The sequence below is a fragment of the Labrenzia sp. PHM005 genome (assembly GCF_006517275.1).
Lineage (GTDB): Bacteria > Pseudomonadota > Alphaproteobacteria > Rhizobiales > Stappiaceae > Roseibium.
Genome location: NZ_CP041191.1, coordinates 6,033,948 through 6,054,059 on the forward strand (window position 1 = coordinate 6,033,948; position 20,112 = coordinate 6,054,059).

Genomic DNA, 20,112 nt, shown 5'->3' on the forward strand with positions numbered 1-20,112 from the left:
CCGGTTTTTATTTTGCCAAACCTCACCCCGCTCACACGACTATGTGGCCAGCCTTACAATGTTCTCAGTTGATCACAATTCCCTTTTTCCAGGACTTGACCATCAGAACCGCACAATATAGCCATTCAAAGCGCTTTGAATTTCGCTTCAATCGTGGTTTTGTGGAGACGTTTCATGTTTGAAAATGCCGAATTAGGCCGGGAGGTTACTTTGCCAGAAAATCGGACAGCCGACCCTGATTGGTGGAAAGGCGCAGTGATTTACCAAGTTTATCCGCGGTCTTTTTATGACACCAATAGAGACGGCATCGGCGACCTAAACGGTGTCACCGAGCGGATGGATTACATCGCCTCGCTCGGTGTCGACGCGATTTGGCTGTCCCCCTTCTTCACTTCCCCTATGAAGGACTTTGGGTACGACATCTCGAATTTCGAAGATGTCGATCCGATGTTCGGCACACTCGTCGATTTCGACCGGATGGCAGCCGCCGCGCATGAACGTGGATTGAAGATCATCATCGATCTGGTGATCTCCCATACGTCGGACCAGCACCCTTGGTTTAAAGAAAGCCGGTCTTCAAGAGACAATGCTAAAGCGGACTGGTTTGTGTGGGCCGATGCAAAACCCGACGGCACTCCGCCAACAAACTGGTTATCGATCTTTGGTGGCTCCGCTTGGGAATGGGACAGCCGCCGGCGCCAGTACTACATGCACAACTTTCTAACCAGCCAGCCAGATCTAGATTTTCACAATGACGAGGTCCATGATGCCGTGTTGACGGCTGCCAAGTTTTGGCTCGATCGTGGTGTGGATGGTTTTCGCCTTGATACCGTGAATTTTTACTTTCACGACAAAGACTTGCGGGACAACCCGCCGCTCAGCGCTGAAGAAGCCCCATCAACAGTCGAGGCGACCAATCCTTATGGTTTCCAGAAGCATATCTACGACAAGAGCCGGCCGGAAAATCTGCTATTTCTAGAAAAGCTCCGAGCTTTGCTCGACAAATACCCCGGGACGACTTCGGTTGGTGAAATCGGCGCCGATGGCCAGGCCGTAGAACTGACGGCCTCCTATACGGAAGCGGATAAACGTATCCACATGGCTTACAGTTTTGACCTGCTGACACCGGATCATTCAGCTAGTTACATCCGCCAGATTGTGGAAGCCATGAATGCGGGTGTCAGCACCGGTTGGGCCAGCTGGGCTCTCTCCAATCACGATGTCAAACGGGTTGCAACCCGCTGGGGCGCCGGCCTGGATATAGAAAAATACGCGCCGCTCACAGCAGCGCTCTGCGCCAGCCTTCGGGGCACTCCCTGCCTTTATCAGGGCGAAGAACTGGGTCTCACGCAAGCAGATGTGCCGTTTGAAAAGCTGCAAGACCCCTATGGCATTCGGTTTTGGCCGGACTATCAAGGCCGCGATGGCTGCCGGACCCCGATGCCCTGGTCCAAAGCGGCACCCAACGCCGGGTTCTCAGATGTCGAACCGTGGCTTCCTGTTGCAGCTGAGCATCTTGAGCGCGCAGTTCTTGAACAAGACCAGGATGAGGGCTCCGTGTTAAACCGGCTCCGATCGTTCTACGTCTGGCGGAAAAACAAAGCACCTTTGCTGAAAGGCGACATGAGTTTCATCGACAGCCCAGGAGAGACGCTGGTCTTCACCCGCAGCTATCAAGGTCAGACGATCCTGTGTGCATTCAATCTGGGAGACGCGCCGGAAACAATTTCGCTCCCTGAGCTTCGCCTTCAGGACTTAAAGGCGCCAGGTTTCGAAGGATCTCTTGTTGACGCGGAACTTACTTTGAACGGCCTTGACGCCTTCTTTGGCGTTGTGAATTCCTGATTGCCTCTTCAAAATAGGGTCCGGCGCAGCTAAAACAGCGCGCCGGGCCGTTCCGGCGAGCAGACGCACTGACCCGGAACTCCAATGACACAACGCCTTCCTCTGTCGGTATTTATTATTGCCAAGAATGAAGCCGACCGGATCCCGTCGGCAATCAAGAGCGTCATTGATTGGGTCGACGAAGTCATTGTCATCGACAGTGGTTCAACGGATGAAACCGTCGCTGTTTCTGAGACATTGGGTGCCAAGGTCATCCACAACGATTGGCCAGGTTATGGTCCGCAAAAGCGGTTTGGCGAAGACCAATGCCGCAATGATTGGCTGCTCAACCTGGATGCGGACGAGGAGATCACTCCGGAACTTGCCGAAGAGATCAAAGCCAAGTTCGCAGACAACAGTTACCAGAGCGCGGATGCCTGGCGGATCATGATCCGCGATGTGTTTGCCCATGAAGCCTCCCCGGCACCTTGGGCCTATGGCTATCATCAAATTCGCCTTTATGACCGGCGCAAAGGCCGGTTTTCTGCGTCCACTGTGCATGACACAGTGCGCCCGGAGGAAGGCGCAAGACTTTCCAACCTGAATGGCGTCATGGCACACCGGTCCGACCGATCTCTTGAGTTTCAGGTCGGCAAATACAATCGCTATTCCGATATGCAAGTGGCGGATATGCGCGCGCGTGGCCGCAAACTATCCCGCCTGCGGCTATTGACCGAATTTCCGGTCAGCTTCTTCAAGGGATACTTTGCCCGCCGGTACTGGAAATATGGCTGGTGGGGTGTGATCCTTGCGATCAACTATGCACATGGCCGCTTCTTACGCATAGCCAAAGCCTATGAAGCTGAACTCTTGGACACACGCGCCAAACACTAAATTCAAGCAGATTTTTCTAACGGGCTGCCTGCAGTTTTGCTTCGCCGTACCCGAAGCGGCTGACGAACACCTGCCGTCTTGTTGAAGTTTTCGAGCCTTCGGATTGTTGTGGGTGTGAGTAGATGCCCGCCGGACAAGACCAATTCGAACGATGTCTCGGTTCGCACATCATCAACCAGAACATCTCCCGGTTTCAGAGATCGTATGTGGCATTGAATAAACTTCGATTTTGGTTCATGAGGCAGCTCTTTCAGCAAAACCGCTTTGGTTATATCCAGCAAACGGGGATCATATTGGCGCCAGTTGATCAACAGTGCCTCAAAAGCAGCTGCATCTGGCCCGTTTTCTGGACTGGCATACCAGAGATCCGTCAGCAGCTTGATGATCCGGGATATCAGCGGAATGTCTTGCCCAATGGGGCCATTTTCGGGAAAACCAGAGCCATCATAGCCACGGCCCGATAGGAACAGATATTCCGAAACACGATTCAATTGCGGGATGTTTTGTAACAGATCCCGTGTCTGCTGCGGGGCTCTTGCAAGAATTTCCCGTTCCTGCTCACCAAGGCTACGCGCCGCCCGGAACTTGGACAAGATCTGCGTTGGCAACATCGCCTCCCCGAGAGGGGACAACATGACCGCCATTTCCAGTTCCCAAGTTTTTTTCAAACCCAACTGTTTTGCTATTTTGAGCGCCTGTTGACGAATGGCGCTGGTTCTACGAAACGCATCCGGGTGGAACAGCGACAGCATCTCGATCAGCATCTTTACGGAACCGGCAAGTGTACGTTCCAGAATTGCCCGTTCTTTGGCCAGATGGCGATGATGAGAAAGTGCAGCCTCGAACGCTGCCAGGATTTCATTTCGCTGGCACGATTTCTCCAAATACATAAAAGCATGCCCCAAATTCAGGGCTTCTTTGACTGCATGTTTGGAACTTTCCCCTGTCAACATGATCCGGGCAGCTTGCGGCGCCAGAGCCTCGCACTGCTTTAAGAAAGCGACGCCGCCACACCCTGGAAGATGATAACAAGAGAAAACGATGGCTGTATTCGGATAGTCTTTTAGAAATTGGGTAGCAGAACCTGAGTCGGAAAAACACGTCACGGCGTGATCATCAGAAAACAGCTTGGTCAAAACGGATTGCACGGATAGATCCGGGTCGGCAACAAGAATTATCTCATTTCCTTTTTCGGCCAAAACAAGACCCTCCCAACTACCGCAGAGGCAAATCAACAGATCAACAAACCCCTTCCCCATCATCTAAGATTTCATAAGTATAATAATAAACTCTTGAGAAACGCGGCCAAACTTCAGCCGGTTTTCGCTTCAAGCAAGCAATCCGCAGTGGTATTTGCAAAAGCATTTGGACTATAAGGCCCGGATGCATGATGTACTGATTATAGGCGCTGGTCCTGCCGGGCTTTTTGCTGCTGAACACCTGTCAGCTGCGGGACTTGGTGTTACGATCATTGATCGGATGCCGTCGCCTGCGCGCAAGTTTTTGATGGCGGGCCGCGGTGGCTTGAACATCACCCATAGCGAGCCGCTGGAGACATTCCTGGGCCGCTACCGCGAAGCTGAGCCCTTTTTGCAGCCGATGATCTCAGCGTTTCCTCCCTCAGCCCTTGTTGAATGGTGCAATGGACTTGGGGAAGAGACTTTTGTTGGCACCAGCGGACGTGTTTTTCCGAAAGCGATGAAAGCCTCCCCCCTTCTGCGGGCCTGGCTCCGCCGGTTGGACCAACAGGGTGTAAAACTGCTCCCCCGCAGAACTTTTTGCGGTTTTAACTCTGAGGGTTTGCCCCACATCCAGGAGGACAATTCGGTACCACGCGCCTTTCCCGCACGTGCTGTCCTGCTGGCCCTTGGAGGAGCGAGCTGGCCAAAACTGGGCTCTAACGCCGCATGGGTTCCGTCACTTCGAGAAAACGATATCGAGGTACACGACTTCCAGCCGGCAAATTGCGGGTTTCAAGTTGCTTGGTGCGACTTCATCAAAGACCGCTTCGCCGGACATCCACTGAAACGCATTCGCATTTCCTGCGGAAAGGCTTCCGTTCTTGGGGAGGCTGTTCTTTCAGATAAGGGGCTGGAAGGCGGCGCGATCTATGCACTGTCGGCCGAGATAAGAAGTCGTCTAAACCAGCAAGAAACAGCCGAAATCGCCATTGATCTCCGGCCACAATTGTCAACTGTTAAACTCACAGAAAAACTAAAGCGGCCGAAAGGCAAACAGTCCATATCAACGTTTTTGAAAAAGGCAGTTGGCCTCCGCGCGGCGGAGCTTTCCCTGTTGCGTGAAGCCGGCGCACTGCCAGCTTCTCCGGAAGACTTGGCGCAGCGGATCAAGGCTGTCCCAATCCTTTGCCAGGCGCCCTATTCCATTGACCGCGCGATTTCTTCAGCGGGCGGTATCGCCCTGTCGGAAGTTGATGCCAATTTGATGCTGAAACAGCAGCCTGGCATCTTTGCGGCCGGAGAAATGCTGGACTGGGAGGCCCCCACCGGCGGCTATCTCCTTCAGGCCTGTTTCGCGACAGGGCTTGCTGCGGCAAAAGGAATCCGCGCGTATTTGACAACGCAAACCAACGAAAGCCCGTCCCTATGACCGTCCTTTATGTCGATGCAGATGCCTGTCCGGTCAAAGACGAGTGCATTCGCGTGGGTGAACGCCACAAGGTGCAAATTATTTTCGTTTCCAACAGTTGGATGCGGCTTCCTGAAGGAGATCTGATTAAACGGGTCGTGGTACCGGAAGGACCGGATGAAGCCGACAATTGGATCGCAGAACGGGCAGGCAAAAGCGACGTGGTCATAACAGCCGACGTGCCGCTGGCATCTCGCTGTGTGAATACCGGCGCTCTTGTTCTTTCACCAAACGGCAAACCGTTCCGCGAAGAAGCCATCGGTATGCGGCTCGCCATGCGGGATCTAAATACACATCTGAGGGAAATCGGCGAAATAAGGGAGAGCGGACCAGCTTTCACCAAACAGGACCGGTCGCGGTTTCTCAATCAGCTAGAAACAACCATGCGCGCAGCCAAACGCCAAACAAGCAGCTGAAAATCGCAGAAATTAAAGGCCCCACAAAATGGCGGTCCATTTTGTGGGGCCGCTGGTGATTGCGCCCAGCTTTTTATGAGTTAACGGCAAAAACGGTAGTTGCCAGAATAAGCGAGATAATACCCGGTGCGCGGATTGAACGAGCGGTATTTACTGCTGCAGTAGTTGTACCAGGCGTTGCTCCAAGGCGCGGGCCGGTAGGTGACGATAGGCGCCGGACGATAGTAGCGCGGCGCATAATATGTTCCGGGGGCATAATATCTTGGCCCAGACAACGCAGATCCAATGATCGCGCCAGCGGCCAATCCGCCGGCAACACCGGCTGCTACGCCCCAGCCGTTACCGGCATGGGCTGTATTCGAACTGGTGGCAACAAGAGTGCCTGCGACAATGGTCAATGCGGCGGACGTCGTAGCAAGGGTCTTAAACATGGTCTTGTTCCTTCGTGCTCCTGAGGCCAACAGCTCCCGCCCCAGTTCATGAAACAACAGTACCGCTGGCACCAATTTCACTCTGTGACCGCGATCACAAGGCGTATGTTTTCGGGATTTTGAAGTTTTGCAGTCCGTAAGATGCGCTCTTCGCAGCGATTTTGAAGCCGTTCAAGAGAAGCAAAACCGCCGTGTTTGCGATTAAGTTGTTTCAACCCTTGTCGGCTGCGCAGGACGCGCTTACATTTGATCGCATCAGTGCAAGTTGCACTGTACGGGACACGACACTAGACCCGGTAAGACTGACTTCGGCAGCTGCTTCATTGCGTGCTGCTCTGAATTGCCAAGCTTTCCGTTTCTTATTGACTTCTCGTTTATCGGCACGGTCTGCCAGAAACGGGACCGTGCGCAAACATACGGAAAGGCTTCTCCATGCGTGAGAATGGCACCATCAAGTTTTTCAACCATGACCGTGGTTTTGGTTTCATCACTCCGGAAAATGGTGGCAAAGACGTTTTCGTTCACGTCACCGCTTTCGAACAGGCCGGTATTGGAACGCCTGTAGAAGGTGCGAAGATTTCGTTCGTCGCAGAAGATGACCGCCGCGGACGTGGCAAACAAGCCGCACAGCTCGAGCTTCTCTAAGCTTGTTCGCAGGTTTTGCGCGGCGACAACACCTTGCCGCCAATCAGATTTGAAAACGGGGCCCGCTGGCCCCGTTTTTGTTTGTCAGAGCATGCATTCCAGCAGCTCGTTTTCGCCGATCACGCCGACTACAGCGCCATCACGCTGAACAACAACCGGCTCTGCGCTTTCTTTCTTCAGCCGCGCCACTTCCCGGATCGGTGTGTCCGCCACACAGGTTACGGCGCTCGCCAAAGACCCAGCAAGGCTTCCAGGCGGCACCATGATGTCCCGGGCACGCAGAACGTTGAGCGGGTTCATATGGCTCACAAAGTCCGCCACATACTCATTCGCTGGTTTCTTGACGATTTCCTGCGGTGTCCCCAGTTGGATGACCCGCCCGCCTTCCATAATGGCAATGCGTGAGCCGATTTTGGCGGCTTCATCCAGATCGTGGCTAACGAAAATGATCGTGCGGTTGAGCTCTTTCTGCAGATCCAGAAGTTCATCCTGCAACTTGTCACGGATGAGCGGATCCAAAGCGGAGAACGGTTCATCCATCAACAGGATCGGTGCATCGGTCGCGAAGGCACGGGCCAGGCCGACACGCTGTTGCATACCGCCAGACAACTCATGGACATATTTTTCGCCCCAGCCTGCCAGACCAACAAGCTTGAGCTGCTCTTCGACCTTCGCTGCGCGGTCCTTGACCGAGACACCGGCCAGCTCCAGGCCAAAGCCGACATTCTCAGTTACTGTCCGCCAAGGCAGCAGGCCGAATTGCTGGAACACCATGCCAATCCGGCTGCGGCGCAACTGCCGCAAGTCAGTCTCCGAGCAGGTCTCTGGATTAACGTATCGTTGACCGTCGTGAACCTGGACCTCCCCACGGATCACAGGGTTCAGACCGTTAACACCTCGCAGAAGCGTTGACTTGCCGGAACCGGACAGGCCCATCAGAACGATGACCTCCCCTTCGTAGATGTCGAAAGTTGCACCGGCGACGCCAAGGATCTGACCTGTTTCAGTCTGAATCTCTTGGCGGGTCTTGCCTGCATCAATCAACGGCAGGGCAGACTGCGGATCATCACCAAAGACAATGTCCACTTCCTTAAAGGAAACAACCGGCGTGTTCTCTACAGAACTCATGATTTGCCTCCTTCATCCTTGCGGAAGAACCGGTCCAGAACGATGGCGATCAGAACGATACAGACACCAACTTCGAACCCCTGGGCGATGTTAACAGTGTTCAACGCTCTAAGCGTTGGAACCCCTAGACCATCGGCACCCACGAGAGCTGCAATCACCACCATCGACAACGACAACATGATTGTCTGTGTCAATCCGGCCATGATCTGAGGCAGAGCGTAGGGCAGCTCGATTTTCCAGAGCAACTGCGACTTGGTTGCACCAAAGGCCTCACCGGCCTCCAAAAGAGCCGTCGGTGTTGAGGAGACCCCTAGCTGGGTGAGCCGGATCGGAGCGGGAATGGCAAAGATCACCGTGGCGATGAGACCTGGAACCATACCAAGCCCAAACAGGATCAAGGCTGGGATCAGATACACAAAGGTTGGGATTGTCTGCATGAGATCAAGCACCGGCCGCAGACCTGCAAAAAAGCGCGGATGATGTGCCCCAAAAACTCCGATGGGAATACCAACCGCCATACAAACAACAGACGCGGCAATAACCAGCGCCAGGGTTTCAGTGGTTTCTTCCCAATAGCCCTGATTAATAATCAAAAGCAGGGCAATGGCGATGAAGGCTGCCAGAGACGTCTTCCGATGCACGGCGTAACCGGCAGCGGTCGCCAACGCTACGATGACGAGCGGATGCGGCGCTTGCAGCAGCCAAAGGATCCCATCGATGAGCGTCTCCAGAAACAAGGAGATCCCGTCAAATACCCAATAGGCATTGTCGGTCAGCCAATCAACCATGGACCGTGCCCATGGACCAATTGGCAATTTATAATCTGTCAGCCAGTTCAACCTGACTCTCCGATATTAGATGCTGGAAATGAAAAGGCGCCGGATCGGTTGATCCGGCGCCATATCATTGGATCCTTAGAGACCCAGGGAGCCCTTGACTGCAGCGATGGATTCGCCGCCATCGAAGGTGGTCACACCATCAAGCCATGCTTCAAATGTCGCCGGATGCGCTTTGAGCCATGCCTTGGCAGCTTTCTGCGGGTCTTCACCATCGTTCAGGATCGCGCCCATGATCTCGTTTTCCATGGCAAGGGAGAACTCGAGGTTGTTGAGCAACTTGCCAACGTTTGCACATTCGCTGGTGTAGCCGGCACGTACGTTGGTGTAGACAGTCGCGCCACCGTAGTTCGGGCCAAAGATCTCATCACCACCGTTCAGGTACGCCATTTCGAAGTTGGCGTTCATCGGATGCGGTTCCCACCCCAGGAACACGATGTCCTTGTCACGTTTGGTTGCACGGGCAACCTGGGCCAGCATGCCTTGCTCAGAGGATTCTACGACTTCAAAGCCTTTCAGGCCAAAAAGATCCTCATCAATCATTCCAATGATCAGACGGTTGCCATCATTGCCAGCTTCGATGCCGTAGATCTTACCGTCCAGTTCGTCCTTAAACTTGGCAATATCCTGGAAGCTCTGCAGACCTTTGTCATAGGTGGATTTCGGCACGGCCAGTGTGTATTTGGCGCCTTCGAGATTTGCACGGACGGTTTCAACGGATCCGTCTTCACGGTACGCCTTGATATCGCCCTCCATGGTCGGCATCCAATTGCCGAGGAAGATGTCGATATCCTTGTTCTTCAATGATGCATAGGTCACCGGAACGGACAGAATTTTGATATCTGTGTCGTATCCGAGCGCATCCAGAACAACAGTGGTCGCAGCAGTCGTTGCAGTGATATCGGTCCAGCCAACATCGGAGAAGGTAACTGTTTTGCAGCTGTCCGGCTCACCCGCCAGGGCCGTTCCGGAGAGCATCATTCCGAGAACGAGACCGCCCACGATTTTTGCTGTTGTTTTCATTTCTAGTGTTCCCCTTGTAAAAGTGAATTTGTTCTCGGCCGCTTGATTTTTGTTCTCAAGTTCCAGCTTTTCAATCTGCCTTTACCCTCTTAGCAGCCGTTATGTTCGAAATGGAAACACTCTAGAGATAATTTTGCAAGTTTTCATTGATTGATTGATCAATTAAAAATAGGAATTAGGAAATTTTGGAGATCAAAATGCCTAAAGTCGGGATGGAAGAAGAGCGCCGCCGAAGCCTTATCAATGCAACCGTGGATGCAATCCACGAGCGCGGCTACAGCGATGTGACAATGGCTCAAATCGCCAAGCGCGCAGGCGTGTCCGGCGGCTTGGTTCACCACTATTTTGGCTCTAAAGATCAATTACTTGCAGCGACAATGCGGCATTTATTGACTGAACTAAACCGGGAGATCCGATCCGGTCTTGCAGCGGCAACCACGCCCCGCGCACGCATCTCCGCCATCATCGCAGGCAATTTCGCTGTCGATCAATTTCAACCTGCGGTCATTGCTGCCTGGCTAGCTTTTTATGTCCAGTCCCGGACCACAATGAGCAACCGGCGGCTTCTAAAAATATATGCGGCGCGGCTTGCATCCAACCTCACCTACAATCTACGGGCGTTTTTGCCGCAAGAAGAAGCACGCCGCTTGGCCGAAGGAACAGCCTCAATGATTGACGGCGTCTGGATCCGCCAGGCACTCAGCGACAGCAAAACAGACCGTCAGGCCGCCATTGCCATGGTCGAAGACTACGTCGAAACACAGATCGCGGCCTTGTCCGCACAGCGCCCGTCACACTGACGGGCCCGGAGTAACTCATGACGAACCAGTTTGACTTCATCATCGTTGGAGCTGGATCAGCCGGTTGCGCAATCGCCAACCGCCTCTCGGAAGACCAGCAGAACCGCGTTCTGGTTCTGGAATTCGGTGGCACGGACGTTGGACCATTCATCCAGATGCCTGCCGCGCTTTCTTATCCGATGAATATGCCGCTTTATGACTGGGGGTATGAAACCGAACCGGAGCCGCATCTTAATGGCCGCCGCTTGGCCACTCCACGCGGCAAGGTCGTTGGCGGCTCATCTTCGATCAACGGCATGGTCTATGTGCGTGGCCACGCCTGTGACTTCGACACCTGGGAAGAGATGGGCGCCAGCGGTTGGGGTTACCGGCACGTCCTTCCGTATTACAAGCGGATGGAAACCAGCCAAGGCGGCCAAGATGGCTGGCGCGGCACAGACGGCCCGATGCACATCCAGCGCGGCACCAAATGGAATCCCTTGTTCGAAGCCTTCAAAGATGCCGGCCAGCAGGCAGGGTATGGCGTGACCAGCGATTACAATGGCGAACGTCAGGAAGGCTTCGCCGACATGGAAATGACCGTCTTCAACGGACGGCGCTGGTCTGCTGCCAATGCTTATTTGAAGCCAGCTCTCAAACGCGGCAATCTGGACCTGATCAAGGGCGCACTTGTGCGCAAGGTCATCATCGAGAACGGCCGCGCAACCGGTGTCGAGTTTGAAGTCGGAGGCGAAATCCAGACCGCGCATGCGGCCCGCGAAGTCGTGTTGTCTGCCTCGGCGATCAACTCTCCCAAAATCCTGATGCAATCGGGCATTGGACCGGCAGATCATCTGTCTGAGCTTGGAATTGATGTTGTCGCGGACCGTCCAGGTGTCGGCGCCAATCTTCAAGATCATTTGGAACTGTATCTGCAGCAGGCCTGTACACAGCCCATCACGCTCTACAAACACTGGAACCTGATTTCCAAGGCGGTCATCGGCGCCCAGTGGTTGTTCTTCAAAAAAGGTCTCGGTGCGTCCAACCAATTTGAAAGCTGTGCCTTTATCCGCTCCAAAGCAGGCGTGAAATACCCCGACATTCAATATCACTTCCTACCTTTTGCCGTTCGCTATGACGGCAAAGCGGCAGCTGAAGGACACGGCTTCCAGGCGCATGTCGGGCCCATGCGCTCCAAATCGCGCGGGCACATCCGCCTTACATCCAGTGATCCGCGCGCCAAACCATCGATCCTCTTCAACTACATGTCCCATGAGGATGATTGGGAGGATTTCCGCACCTGCATCCGTCTCACACGGGAGATCTTCGGTCAGGACGCATTTACGCCGTACCGTGGCAAAGAAATCCAGCCGGGTGACAACGTTCAAACCGATGATGAACTCAACGCTTTCATCATGGAGCATGTCGAAAGCGCCTATCATCCGAGCTGCACCTGTAAGATGGGCGCCAAGGATGATCCGATGGCAGTTGTCGATCCGGAGTGTAAAGTGATTGGAGTGGAAGGGCTGCGGGTCGCCGACAGTTCCATCTTCCCGCAGATAACCAATGGCAATCTCAATGGTCCATCTCTGATGGTTGGCGAAAAAGCGTCCGATCACATCCTTGGCAAAACGCCACTGCCGGCGTCCAACCAGGAACCTTGGATCAATCCGGCTTGGGAAACCAGCCAGCGTTAATTGTTCATCCGGCATCAGCCGGCAAAAACACGACAAGCAGGAGCCTCTCATGCGCGCGCAACCGCAAGCCTCCCATTATATTGGCGGCGCCTACTCTGAAAGCCAAAGCGGCACTCCGTTTGAGTCGGTTTATCCGGCAACAGGCGAAGTGATTGCCAAGATCCACCCGGCCGATGAAGCAATTATCGAAGCTGCTATCAAAGCTGCCAAAGAGGGCCAAAAGGCCTGGGCCGCAACTGCGCCTGTAGAACGGGGCCGGGTCCTGCGCCGGGCTGCCGAAATTCTGCGCGAGAAAAACTACGAACTCTCGGTTCTTGAGACGCTCGACACCGGCAAGCCGCTTCAGGAAACATTGATCGCGGACGCAGCTTCCGGCGCGGATTGCCTGGAGTATTACGGCGGCTTGGCGGCAACCCTGACCGGCGAACACATCGATCTTGGTGGCTCATTTGCGTACACCAAGCGCGAACCGCTCGGTATCTGTTTCGGTATTGGCGCCTGGAACTATCCGATCCAGATCGCGTGCTGGAAGGCGGCACCGGCGCTTGTCTGCGGCAACGCGATGATTTTCAAACCGTCTGAGGTGACACCACTCAGCGCGCTGAAGCTGGCGGAGGCCTTGACGGAAGCGGGCCTTCCGGCCGGTGTCTTCAATGTCATTCAAGGCTTTGGCGATGTTGGCGCCAAAATGGTCGCGCATCCGGACATTGCCAAGGTCTCACTGACCGGTTCTGTGCCGACCGGTTCCAAGGTGGCCGCCCTTGCAGGTGAACATCTGAAAAAGACGACCCTGGAATTGGGCGGCAAATCTCCGCTGATCATCTTTGATGATGCGGATATCGAAAACGCAATTTCCGCCGCGATTAATGCGAATTTCTATTCCACTGGCCAGATCTGCTCCAATGGCACGCGTGTTTTTGTACACACCGCCATCAAAGAACAATTCCTGAAGCGGCTTGCAGAACGCACAGCCGATGCGGTTCTCGGCGACCCGCTGGATGAAGCAACCAGCATCGGACCACTCGTCTCCAAGCCGCAGCTCGACAAGGTTCTGTCCTATATGCAGATCGGCCAGGATGAAGGCGCCCGGCTAGTTTGCGGCGGCGGCGCAGCCACTGTCGACAACCTGCCGGATGGCTATTTCGTTCAGCCGACCGTTTTTGCCGACGTCAAGGACGAGATGCGCATCGCTCAGGAAGAGATTTTCGGGCCCGTGCTGAGCGTTCTCGATTTTGAAGATGAAGACGATGTTATTGCCCGCGCCAATGATACCGACTTCGGCCTGGCCGCCGGTGTTTTCACGAAGGACATTCAACGCGCTCACCGTGTGATCGATCAGCTGCAGGCGGGAACCTGCTGGATCAACACCTACAACCTGACGCCGATCGAAATGCCGTTTGGCGGGTACAAGAAGTCAGGTATGGGCCGCGAAAACGGTCATGCCGGGATCGAGTACTACAGTCAGATAAAGAGCATCTACGTGGAAATGGGCGGTGTTGAAGCCGCCTTCTGATCGCTGAAAACAATCTCAGTTCCAGGCTCCCCGGATTATCCAATCCGGGGAGCCTTTTTTATTGAAGGCATCGTTCAATCAATTCATCGATTGATCTTTCAGCAAAGACGCCCAGATTAGGGTCATGACCTTAAAAACCGAACGGATCCATATGAGCCGTCAACCTCTTGATCCCTCCCCGAGAACTTACGCTGCAAATGTGCAACTGCTGGCCCGCTCACAGCGCGGTCCAGCTTGTGCACCTGATGCTCAGACCCTGGAAGACGTCAAAAGCTGGCTGCTCAACGATGCCACAGAGATTGACGACGTCATGCTGATGTTCGAGGAGTTCATGTGGCGGTGCCAGGCGGCCCATTTGGACATTGACCGGTCGACACTTCATATCGGGACGTTGCACCCGCGTGTGATCGGATTTTCCTGGTTCTGGAGTGCACAAGACAGTTTTTGCGATGAACTGGCTGCTGATGCCAACGCGCTTCAGCACGAAGCCTTCACGAAAAATCCCCTCTACAAGGTCATGGCCGAGGGCGAGTTTGTCAAAGTTGACCTGGAAACTGAAGAAGGCCTCAACGCCTTCCCGATCATGCGGGACCTCGCCGAGCAAGGATATACGAATTACGTTGCCATACCGCTGAGCGCCTCAGGCACCATGAACAATGCCATGACGCTGGCGACCACTCGAAAAGGCGGCATATCACCAGAGCAGAAAGAAGAAATCCGATCTTTGATCGAGCTGTTCGCCCTGCATGTAGAACGCCACATCGTAAAACGGATCGCCCGGAACGTTGCTGATACCTATCTCGGCCCGATCGCCGGTCAACGTGTGCTTGATGGCGAAATCAAACGCGGCGACGGCGAGGCTATTGATGCCGTTGTCTTCATGAGCGATATGCGCGGCTTCACCGGTCTTGCTGACCGATTAAGCGGAGCAGAAGTCACGGCCATCCTCAACGCCTATTTTGACCGGGTCTCAACGGCTGTTCTGAACCACGGAGGCGACATCTTAAAATTTATGGGCGACGGTGTCCTGGCTGTGTTTGATCAAAAGACACTTGGCCGGCAAGCTGCAGCGGATGCCGCGGTGAATGCTGCCCGTGCAGTCCTGTCGTCCATTGACGAGTTAAATGATGCTCCTTCCGATACTCTGCCTGATCCAGCTCTTTGGCACCCGCTTAAGATCGGCATCGGATTGCATATGGGTGAAGTATTTTTTGGCAACGTTGGGGGAGAAGAACGCCTTGATTTCACGGTGATTGGCCGTGCAGTTAATGAGACCAGCCGGGTGGAGGCGCTTTGCAAGCCGCTCGGCCAGACATTGCTGCTGACCGAGCCAGTCCGTTCTGCTTTGCCGGACGGCTTGAAGTCCGGCCTGGATCCTATGGGAGACCATGTCTTGCGCGGAGTTGGCAATCCGGTTGCCATTTTTTCCGCGTAATCATCTCCGTCAGGCGCGAAATAGGAACAGCCAGTTTATTTGGTCAGAATCAATTTGCCCTGTTTTGTGATCGACAGCCGGTAGGTGTCGTCGTTGTGCAGGATGTGAATCTCCCGCGTCCCGCTGAACAAATCGTCCGATTTGAGCTCGGGTTTTCCGGCAACTGATGGGGCCTTGAAGTATGCTGGGCGTGCATTGGATACAGTGAGAGACAGTCGTTGCTTACGGCTGTTCGTCGAAGGTGTCATGGCTTCAATCCATCTCTTGATATACGGGGTTTCCCCGAGGCGGAGAACAAGCTAACGGCTTGTTCTATAGAATGTTTCTAAGGTGAGTAATTTACTCAACTTTATACTTGACACTCATACTCATGTTTTCCTATTAAAGCAATGCCTGATCGGAAAGGAACTGGAAATCGCGTCCTCTGGTTCTTGGAAGACAGGCCCCTTGTTTCGGCAAGGTGCCAAATGCCGGCAAGCCAACCGCCCTCTCCTCTCCCTCAGCGGTCAGCCAGCTCGGCCTTTGTTCGATTGGAAAATCCAAAAGAACAAACAAATAAAGCCGCCCAGAGGGCGGCTTTATTTGTTTCAGATCCGGATATTCAGATCAGGCGTTGGCAGCAACCGGTTGTTCGCCCGGGTCAATATTGAGGAGCGTGCGCATACCAAACCGGTCTTCTGACAAGTCTGCGATGGACCTGCCATCTAGGACTTCCATGAAGGCTTCCAAAGCCTCATGCAGCAATCCGTTGAAACCGCACGACATGATCAAGGGACAATCCTTACTTCCTGAATCAAAACACTCAGCCAGCAAGAAACTGCCTTCAGCGGCGCGAACCACTTCACCAACCGAAATCTGTTCGGCTGGGCGCGCCAGCATGACACCGCCGTTGCGGCCTCTGATGGTTTTGATCAGATTAGCATCGACCAAAACCTTCATGATCTTGAAAAGATGGGTTTCAGACATCTCGAAGCTGGCTGCGATTTCCGCAACCCGGCTCGGCTTGTCTGGATTGACCGCGCAATACATCAGGGCGCGGACAGCATAATTGGTCTGTTGAGTTAAGCGCATGGCATAGATATGCGGGTGCCGGCTAAAAAGGTCAATCATAAATTTGGAGTATTTTGACCAAGTTTTGTGGCAACCAAACCCAAAAACCTATGTTCGACCTCAATCAATCATCACAGGATTGCCGAGTCTCACGCCTCTGTCGGCAGATTGTCTTTCAGAAAGATATCGATACCGATGCGCTCTTGATCATCAATTATGGGCACTCCATCACAAAGTGCTTTCAAGATTCGAATGGCGCTGCGGATTTCATGCCCAGGGTCCTGCGCAATGACAGCATCCATGATTTCAGATTGAAGCGCTTGCCGTGTGTAAGGGGTCAATTCGTGGCCGACAAAAACGATATCCTTTGCGCGTCCACTTTCCGTCAGCGCCGAAATCGCCCCCCGGTTGCCCGCCCCGATGTTGTAAACGCCCGCCAAGTCCGGATGTTCGGCCAGAAGTTTGCGGATCAGATCTTCATTCCGTTCATTGTCGTCCCGGCCCTCGCGGACCTTTAATAGCTGCAAATGCGGATATTCCGTCTCAATTACTTCACGCAGGCCTGCAAACCGGTCAGCATGATCGCGCAAGCCGAGCGATCCGGCGATCAAACCAATCTTGGCCGGATGTTTGGGCAAAAACCGTCCAAGAAGTCGCCCGGCGGTGCGGCCCGCGGCCATATTGTCGATACCGACAAAATGCTGCCGTTCTGAGACTGGATGATCGGAGACAAGGGTGACCACCGGCACACCTCTGTCCTGCAGCCGGTCAATAGCCGCCCGTACTTCCGGAAAGGCCGGCGCAACCACAGCGACACCGTCACAGACCGACTTGTCCAAAATCGCAAGCGTTCCAGTCACACGATGACCGTCGAAGGCATCTATCGGCTCGACATGCACTTGCATGCGGGCGCCGCTCATGGAAACCGCATGCGCCTTCGCTTCACGGGTCAGGTCTTCCATGAAGGCATTAGGACCATTTGGAATGAGGAAATGCAGCCGGTAAGCGCTTTTTTTGGCAAGACCTGCGGCAAAAACATCCGGCTGATAATTCAAGCTTTCAACTGCTTGCCGGACCTTTTCGATAGTCGCTTTGCGCACACCTGGCCGTGTGTTCAAAACCCGGTCCACCGTCGCCAGACTGACGCCGGCAGCTTCGGCCACATCATGAATGGTCACACGCTTCAAAACCGCCTCCCTTTGCCGGCACTATACCAGCAAATGAGGCACGGTCATCAAAAATGCTGCAATGCAGTATTATTTGCTATGTGAGCTCTTTCGGGAGTTAAACGACCTGTCCGGCTGCATGACCAGACGACCAGGCCCACTGGAAGTTAAAGCCGCCGAGATGGCCGGTGACGTCCATCACTTCGCCAATGAAATACAGCCCTGGAACCTTGTTGCTTTCCATCGTCTTGGAGGAGAGTTCCTTGGTGTTGACACCGCCCAGTGTGACCTCCGCCGTCCGGTAGCCTTCGGTACCAACCGGTATCAGCTGCCAGCGGTTGAGCTGCTCTGCGCACCCGCGCAGAACCTTGTCGGAAAGGTCAGCCATCCGGCCTTTCATCTGGAAGGCTTGCGACAGTTCTTCGGCCAAGCGCTTCGGCAGGATCTGAGTTAGCCCCGTTTTCAAGTCCTGTTTTGGCGTGTCCAAACGGGCTTGTTTTAGAACCCCAAAAACATCCACGCCCGGTGCCAGATTGACTGAAACCGGCTTACCTTCTTCCCAATAGGAGGAGATCTGCAGGATAGATGGCCCGGACAGGCCGCGGTGAGTAAATAACAATCCTTCCCGGAAAGCGGTTTTTTTGAAACTCACTTCCGCATCGACAGAGACGCCCGAGAGCCGTGCACACAGATCCTTGTTGGCATCGGAAAAGGTCAGCGGCACCAGCGCGGCACGGGGTGCAATTACGTCGTGGCCAAATTGTTTGGCAAGCTCATAGCCAAATCCAGTTGCGCCCATTTTCGGAATGGACGGACCGCCTGTGGCCACGACCAAAGACGAGGCGCGCAACGGTCCTTTGGATGTTGCGATCGAGAACTTGTCGTCCGGCTTGCTTACCGCTGTGATCGACGTCTCCAGCTGCAAGGCCCCTCCGGCCACTTCCAGTTCCGAAAGCAACATCTGGATGATGTCTTTCGCCGAAGTGTCGCAAAACAGTTGGCCCAGTGTTTTTTCGTGCCAGGCGATGCGATGCTTTTCGACGAGATTGAGAAAATCCTGCTGCGTGTAGCGTTTCAAAGCAGACACGCAGAAGCGTGGATTCTGGGACAAAAAATTTGTTGGTGTGCAGTGAAGGTTGGTGAAATTGCATCGCCCGCCACCGGAAATTCGAATCTTCTCCGCCGGACGTTTGGCATGGTCGATGACCAAAACCTTGCGGCCGCGTTTGGCTGCTTCAATGCCACACATCAAACCAGCAGCCCCGCCGCCGAGTACTAGTATATCCAGATCACGCATGGCCGCGCTTATACAGGCTTTCAGGCTTGGCACCAGAGTGCAAAAAGAAAACCGGCGGTTCTTTCGAACCGCCGGTCTCAAATAATCTCGCTAAGAAAGCGAAAGATTACTTCATTTCAGAGACAACTTCGAAGCCGTCAGCGCCGACTTCAAACAGGGCGTAAGTGCCCGGAACGTCACCTTTGGCATCGAAGTTATGGTCGCCAGCAGCGCCCTTATAGTCGATGGCTGTCCCAGCTGCGATCAGCTCTTTGGCCTTCTTCCACTCACCTGGACGGATAGCTTCGCCTTCGCCGTTGGAGACTTCCATCAGAGCAGCTGCAACGCCTTCTTTTTTACCGCCAGCTTTTTCAAGAGCCAGGGCCAGAAGGAAAGCCGCATCATAGGACGTGTTTGCGAAGATCGCATCCGGATCGCCACCAACGCCTTTGAAGGCTTCGTTGAACATGTCCAGAGAGTCGGACTTTTCACCAACCGGAGACGAGGACACGAATGTGGCCAGGTTTTCAGCGCCGAGTTCATTGATCACAGCATCAGACTTCATGCCGTCACCGCCAACGAACTTCTCAAAGAAGCCGTTTTCCAAAGCCTGACGCAGGATGGTGAGGCCAGTGCCATCGCCGTAATCGAAGATCACCAGCGTGTCAGCGCCGCCTTTGGCAAGCTCTGCCAGGTTTGAGCGGTAAGAAGCTTTGCCTTCTTCATGGGCTGCGAACTGGGTGATTTCACCGCCAAGCGCGTCGACATATTCAGCCTTGAACGCATTTGCGAGGCCTGTGCCGTAGTCGTTGTTAAGGTGCGCAACGGCAACCTTGCCGTAACCCATCTCTTTCATGGTGCGTGCCAGAGCACGGCCCTGATAGTCGTCAGACGGAACAGTCCGGAACACGGTGCCATTGTCTTCCAGATTGGTGATTTCCGGAGACGTGCCAGACGGCGTGATCAAGGTGATACCTGCCGGGATGGTAACAGAGCCAGCCGCTGCCAGAACCGCACCAGAGCAATGCGGACCGACGATGCCGGATACGCTCTCGATGTTCACAGCTTTGGTCGCTGCATCGGTGCCGCCTTGCGGGTTACAGGCACTGTCGCCAACAACGCCGACCAGCTTTTCGCCAGAACCGATACCGCCCTGTTCATTGACCTGTTGTACCGCCAGTTGAGCTGCATCGACCATGGCCGGAGCCATCGCAGCAATCGGGCCGGAAATGCCACCGATCAGGCCGATTTTGACGTCGGCTTTTGCCGGAACTGTGGCCAGCGCTGTGGCCGTCATCAGGCCGGCTGCAAGCGTTAGAAGCTTGGTTTTCATAGAAGTACCTCCTCAAT

19 protein-coding genes are annotated in these 20,112 nt (G+C 54.3%); 9 read left to right on the forward strand and 10 right to left on the reverse strand.

Annotated elements, in window-relative coordinates:
* Nucleotides 1-174 precede the first annotated feature (174 nt).
* The gene (locus FJ695_RS27335; RefSeq protein ID WP_141188390.1) at nucleotides 175-1,845 is read left to right on the forward strand and encodes an alpha-glucosidase; all 1,671 of its coding nucleotides are present in this window, start codon (nucleotides 175-177) and stop codon (nucleotides 1,843-1,845) included.
* 84 nt (nucleotides 1,846-1,929) lie between these two features.
* Nucleotides 1,930-2,718 (forward strand): glycosyltransferase family 2 protein, encoded by a 789-nt coding sequence (locus tag FJ695_RS27340; RefSeq protein ID WP_141188391.1) that lies wholly within the window; start codon nucleotides 1,930-1,932, stop codon nucleotides 2,716-2,718.
* Nucleotides 2,719-2,720: 2 nt separating this feature from the next.
* Here the strand turns inward: FJ695_RS27340 and FJ695_RS27345 are convergent, their stop codons facing one another.
* Nucleotides 2,721-3,917 (reverse strand): HD domain-containing phosphohydrolase, encoded by a 1,197-nt coding sequence (locus FJ695_RS27345; protein ID WP_209010841.1) that lies wholly within the window; start codon nucleotides 3,915-3,917, stop codon nucleotides 2,721-2,723.
* 184 nt (nucleotides 3,918-4,101) lie between these two features.
* Here FJ695_RS27345 and FJ695_RS27350 point away from each other — a divergent pair, with 184 nt between their 5' ends.
* Nucleotides 4,102-5,328 carry a TIGR03862 family flavoprotein gene (locus FJ695_RS27350; RefSeq protein ID WP_141188392.1) on the forward strand — a complete coding sequence of 409 codons (1,227 nt, stop codon included), beginning with the start codon at nucleotides 4,102-4,104 and terminating at the stop codon, nucleotides 5,326-5,328.
* Nucleotides 5,325-5,783 carry a YaiI/YqxD family protein gene (locus FJ695_RS27355; RefSeq protein ID WP_141188393.1) on the forward strand — a complete coding sequence of 153 codons (459 nt, stop codon included), beginning with the start codon at nucleotides 5,325-5,327 and terminating at the stop codon, nucleotides 5,781-5,783. The genes FJ695_RS27350 and FJ695_RS27355 overlap by 4 nt, the downstream gene beginning before the upstream one ends.
* Nucleotides 5,784-5,863: 80 nt before the next feature.
* On the opposite strand, the gene FJ695_RS27360 is transcribed toward FJ695_RS27355, so the two are convergent.
* The gene (locus FJ695_RS27360; RefSeq protein ID WP_141188394.1) at nucleotides 5,864-6,214 is read right to left on the reverse strand and encodes a BA14K family protein; all 351 of its coding nucleotides are present in this window, start codon (nucleotides 6,212-6,214) and stop codon (nucleotides 5,864-5,866) included.
* Between the two features lie 432 nt (nucleotides 6,215-6,646).
* On the opposite strand from FJ695_RS27360, the gene FJ695_RS27365 reads away from it, so the two are divergent.
* On the forward strand, nucleotides 6,647-6,859 hold the full coding sequence (locus tag FJ695_RS27365) for a cold-shock protein (RefSeq protein ID WP_141188395.1): 213 nt from the start codon (nucleotides 6,647-6,649) through the stop codon (nucleotides 6,857-6,859).
* A gap of 84 nt (nucleotides 6,860-6,943) precedes the next feature.
* On the opposite strand, the gene choV is transcribed toward FJ695_RS27365, so the two are convergent.
* The 3 genes from choV to FJ695_RS27380 form a co-directional block, all read right to left on the reverse strand.
* Nucleotides 6,944-7,987 carry a choline ABC transporter ATP-binding protein gene (gene choV, locus FJ695_RS27370; RefSeq protein WP_141188396.1) on the reverse strand — a complete coding sequence of 348 codons (1,044 nt, stop codon included), beginning with the start codon at nucleotides 7,985-7,987 and terminating at the stop codon, nucleotides 6,944-6,946.
* Nucleotides 7,984-8,826, reverse strand: a complete 843-nt coding sequence (gene choW / locus FJ695_RS27375; RefSeq protein WP_141188397.1) for a choline ABC transporter permease subunit — start codon at nucleotides 8,824-8,826, stop codon at nucleotides 7,984-7,986. Before choW ends, choV begins: the two co-directional genes overlap by 4 nt.
* Before the next feature lie 75 nt (nucleotides 8,827-8,901).
* On the reverse strand, nucleotides 8,902-9,846 hold the full coding sequence (locus tag FJ695_RS27380; RefSeq protein WP_141188398.1) for a choline ABC transporter substrate-binding protein: 945 nt from the start codon (nucleotides 9,844-9,846) through the stop codon (nucleotides 8,902-8,904).
* A 197-nt stretch (nucleotides 9,847-10,043) separates the two neighbouring features.
* Here FJ695_RS27380 and betI point away from each other — a divergent pair, with 197 nt between their 5' ends.
* The 4 genes from betI (at nucleotide 10,044) to FJ695_RS27400 (ending at nucleotide 15,270) form a co-directional block, all read left to right on the forward strand.
* Nucleotides 10,044-10,646 carry a transcriptional regulator BetI gene (gene betI / locus FJ695_RS27385; RefSeq protein WP_141188399.1) on the forward strand — a complete coding sequence of 201 codons (603 nt, stop codon included), beginning with the start codon at nucleotides 10,044-10,046 and terminating at the stop codon, nucleotides 10,644-10,646.
* 17 nt (nucleotides 10,647-10,663) lie between these two features.
* Entirely contained in the window at nucleotides 10,664-12,322 is a 1,659-nt protein-coding gene (gene betA / locus FJ695_RS27390; RefSeq protein WP_141188400.1) for a choline dehydrogenase, read from the forward strand.
* A 49-nt stretch (nucleotides 12,323-12,371) separates the two neighbouring features.
* Nucleotides 12,372-13,835, forward strand: a complete 1,464-nt coding sequence (gene betB, locus FJ695_RS27395) for a betaine-aldehyde dehydrogenase (RefSeq protein WP_141188401.1) — start codon at nucleotides 12,372-12,374, stop codon at nucleotides 13,833-13,835.
* 124 nt (nucleotides 13,836-13,959) lie between these two features.
* On the forward strand, nucleotides 13,960-15,270 hold the full coding sequence (locus FJ695_RS27400; RefSeq protein ID WP_209010842.1) for an adenylate/guanylate cyclase domain-containing protein: 1,311 nt from the start codon (nucleotides 13,960-13,962) through the stop codon (nucleotides 15,268-15,270).
* Nucleotides 15,271-15,305: 35 nt separating this feature from the next.
* Here the strand turns inward: FJ695_RS27400 and hemP are convergent, their stop codons facing one another.
* The 5 genes from hemP to FJ695_RS27425 form a co-directional block, all read right to left on the reverse strand.
* Nucleotides 15,306-15,518: a hemin uptake protein HemP gene (hemP, locus tag FJ695_RS27405; protein ID WP_141188402.1), complete on the reverse strand. Its 213-nt coding sequence runs from the start codon at nucleotides 15,516-15,518 to the stop codon at nucleotides 15,306-15,308.
* A 358-nt stretch (nucleotides 15,519-15,876) separates the two neighbouring features.
* Nucleotides 15,877-16,341 (reverse strand): Rrf2 family transcriptional regulator, encoded by a 465-nt coding sequence (locus FJ695_RS27410; RefSeq protein WP_141188968.1) that lies wholly within the window; start codon nucleotides 16,339-16,341, stop codon nucleotides 15,877-15,879.
* Between the two features lie 128 nt (nucleotides 16,342-16,469).
* Nucleotides 16,470-17,507, reverse strand: coding sequence for a LacI family DNA-binding transcriptional regulator (locus tag FJ695_RS27415; protein WP_168206505.1), 1,038 nt, complete (start codon nucleotides 17,505-17,507; stop codon nucleotides 16,470-16,472).
* Nucleotides 17,508-17,604: 97 nt separating this feature from the next.
* Entirely contained in the window at nucleotides 17,605-18,783 is a 1,179-nt protein-coding gene (locus FJ695_RS27420) for an NAD(P)/FAD-dependent oxidoreductase (RefSeq protein ID WP_141188403.1), read from the reverse strand.
* Between the two features lie 106 nt (nucleotides 18,784-18,889).
* Nucleotides 18,890-20,095 carry an ABC transporter substrate-binding protein gene (locus FJ695_RS27425; protein WP_141188404.1) on the reverse strand — a complete coding sequence of 402 codons (1,206 nt, stop codon included), beginning with the start codon at nucleotides 20,093-20,095 and terminating at the stop codon, nucleotides 18,890-18,892.
* Nucleotides 20,096-20,112 lie beyond the last annotated feature (17 nt).

Bases quoted from the DNA above. Each gene is read 5' to 3' on its own strand.
- FJ695_RS27335 (WP_141188390.1), top strand. From the start codon at position 175: ATGTTTGAAAATGCCGAATTAGGCCGGGAGGTTACTTTGCCAGAAAAT.
- FJ695_RS27340 (WP_141188391.1), top strand. From the start codon at position 1,930: ATGACACAACGCCTTCCTCTGTCGGTATTTATTATTGCCAAGAATGAA.
- FJ695_RS27350 (WP_141188392.1), top strand. From the start codon at position 4,102: ATGCATGATGTACTGATTATAGGCGCTGGTCCTGCCGGGCTTTTTGCT.
- FJ695_RS27355 (WP_141188393.1), top strand. From the start codon at position 5,325: ATGACCGTCCTTTATGTCGATGCAGATGCCTGTCCGGTCAAAGACGAG.
- FJ695_RS27360 (WP_141188394.1), bottom strand. From the start codon at position 6,214: ATGTTTAAGACCCTTGCTACGACGTCCGCCGCATTGACCATTGTCGCA.
- FJ695_RS27365 (WP_141188395.1), top strand. From the start codon at position 6,647: ATGCGTGAGAATGGCACCATCAAGTTTTTCAACCATGACCGTGGTTTT.
- choV (WP_141188396.1), bottom strand. From the start codon at position 7,987: ATGAGTTCTGTAGAGAACACGCCGGTTGTTTCCTTTAAGGAAGTGGAC.
- FJ695_RS27380 (WP_141188398.1), bottom strand. From the start codon at position 9,846: ATGAAAACAACAGCAAAAATCGTGGGCGGTCTCGTTCTCGGAATGATG.
- betI (WP_141188399.1), top strand. From the start codon at position 10,044: ATGCCTAAAGTCGGGATGGAAGAAGAGCGCCGCCGAAGCCTTATCAAT.
- betA (WP_141188400.1), top strand. From the start codon at position 10,664: ATGACGAACCAGTTTGACTTCATCATCGTTGGAGCTGGATCAGCCGGT.
- betB (WP_141188401.1), top strand. From the start codon at position 12,372: ATGCGCGCGCAACCGCAAGCCTCCCATTATATTGGCGGCGCCTACTCT.
- FJ695_RS27400 (WP_209010842.1), top strand. From the start codon at position 13,960: ATGACCTTAAAAACCGAACGGATCCATATGAGCCGTCAACCTCTTGAT.
- hemP (WP_141188402.1), bottom strand. From the start codon at position 15,518: ATGACACCTTCGACGAACAGCCGTAAGCAACGACTGTCTCTCACTGTA.
- FJ695_RS27410 (WP_141188968.1), bottom strand. From the start codon at position 16,341: ATGCGCTTAACTCAACAGACCAATTATGCTGTCCGCGCCCTGATGTAT.
- FJ695_RS27420 (WP_141188403.1), bottom strand. From the start codon at position 18,783: ATGCGTGATCTGGATATACTAGTACTCGGCGGCGGGGCTGCTGGTTTG.
- FJ695_RS27425 (WP_141188404.1), bottom strand. From the start codon at position 20,095: ATGAAAACCAAGCTTCTAACGCTTGCAGCCGGCCTGATGACGGCCACA.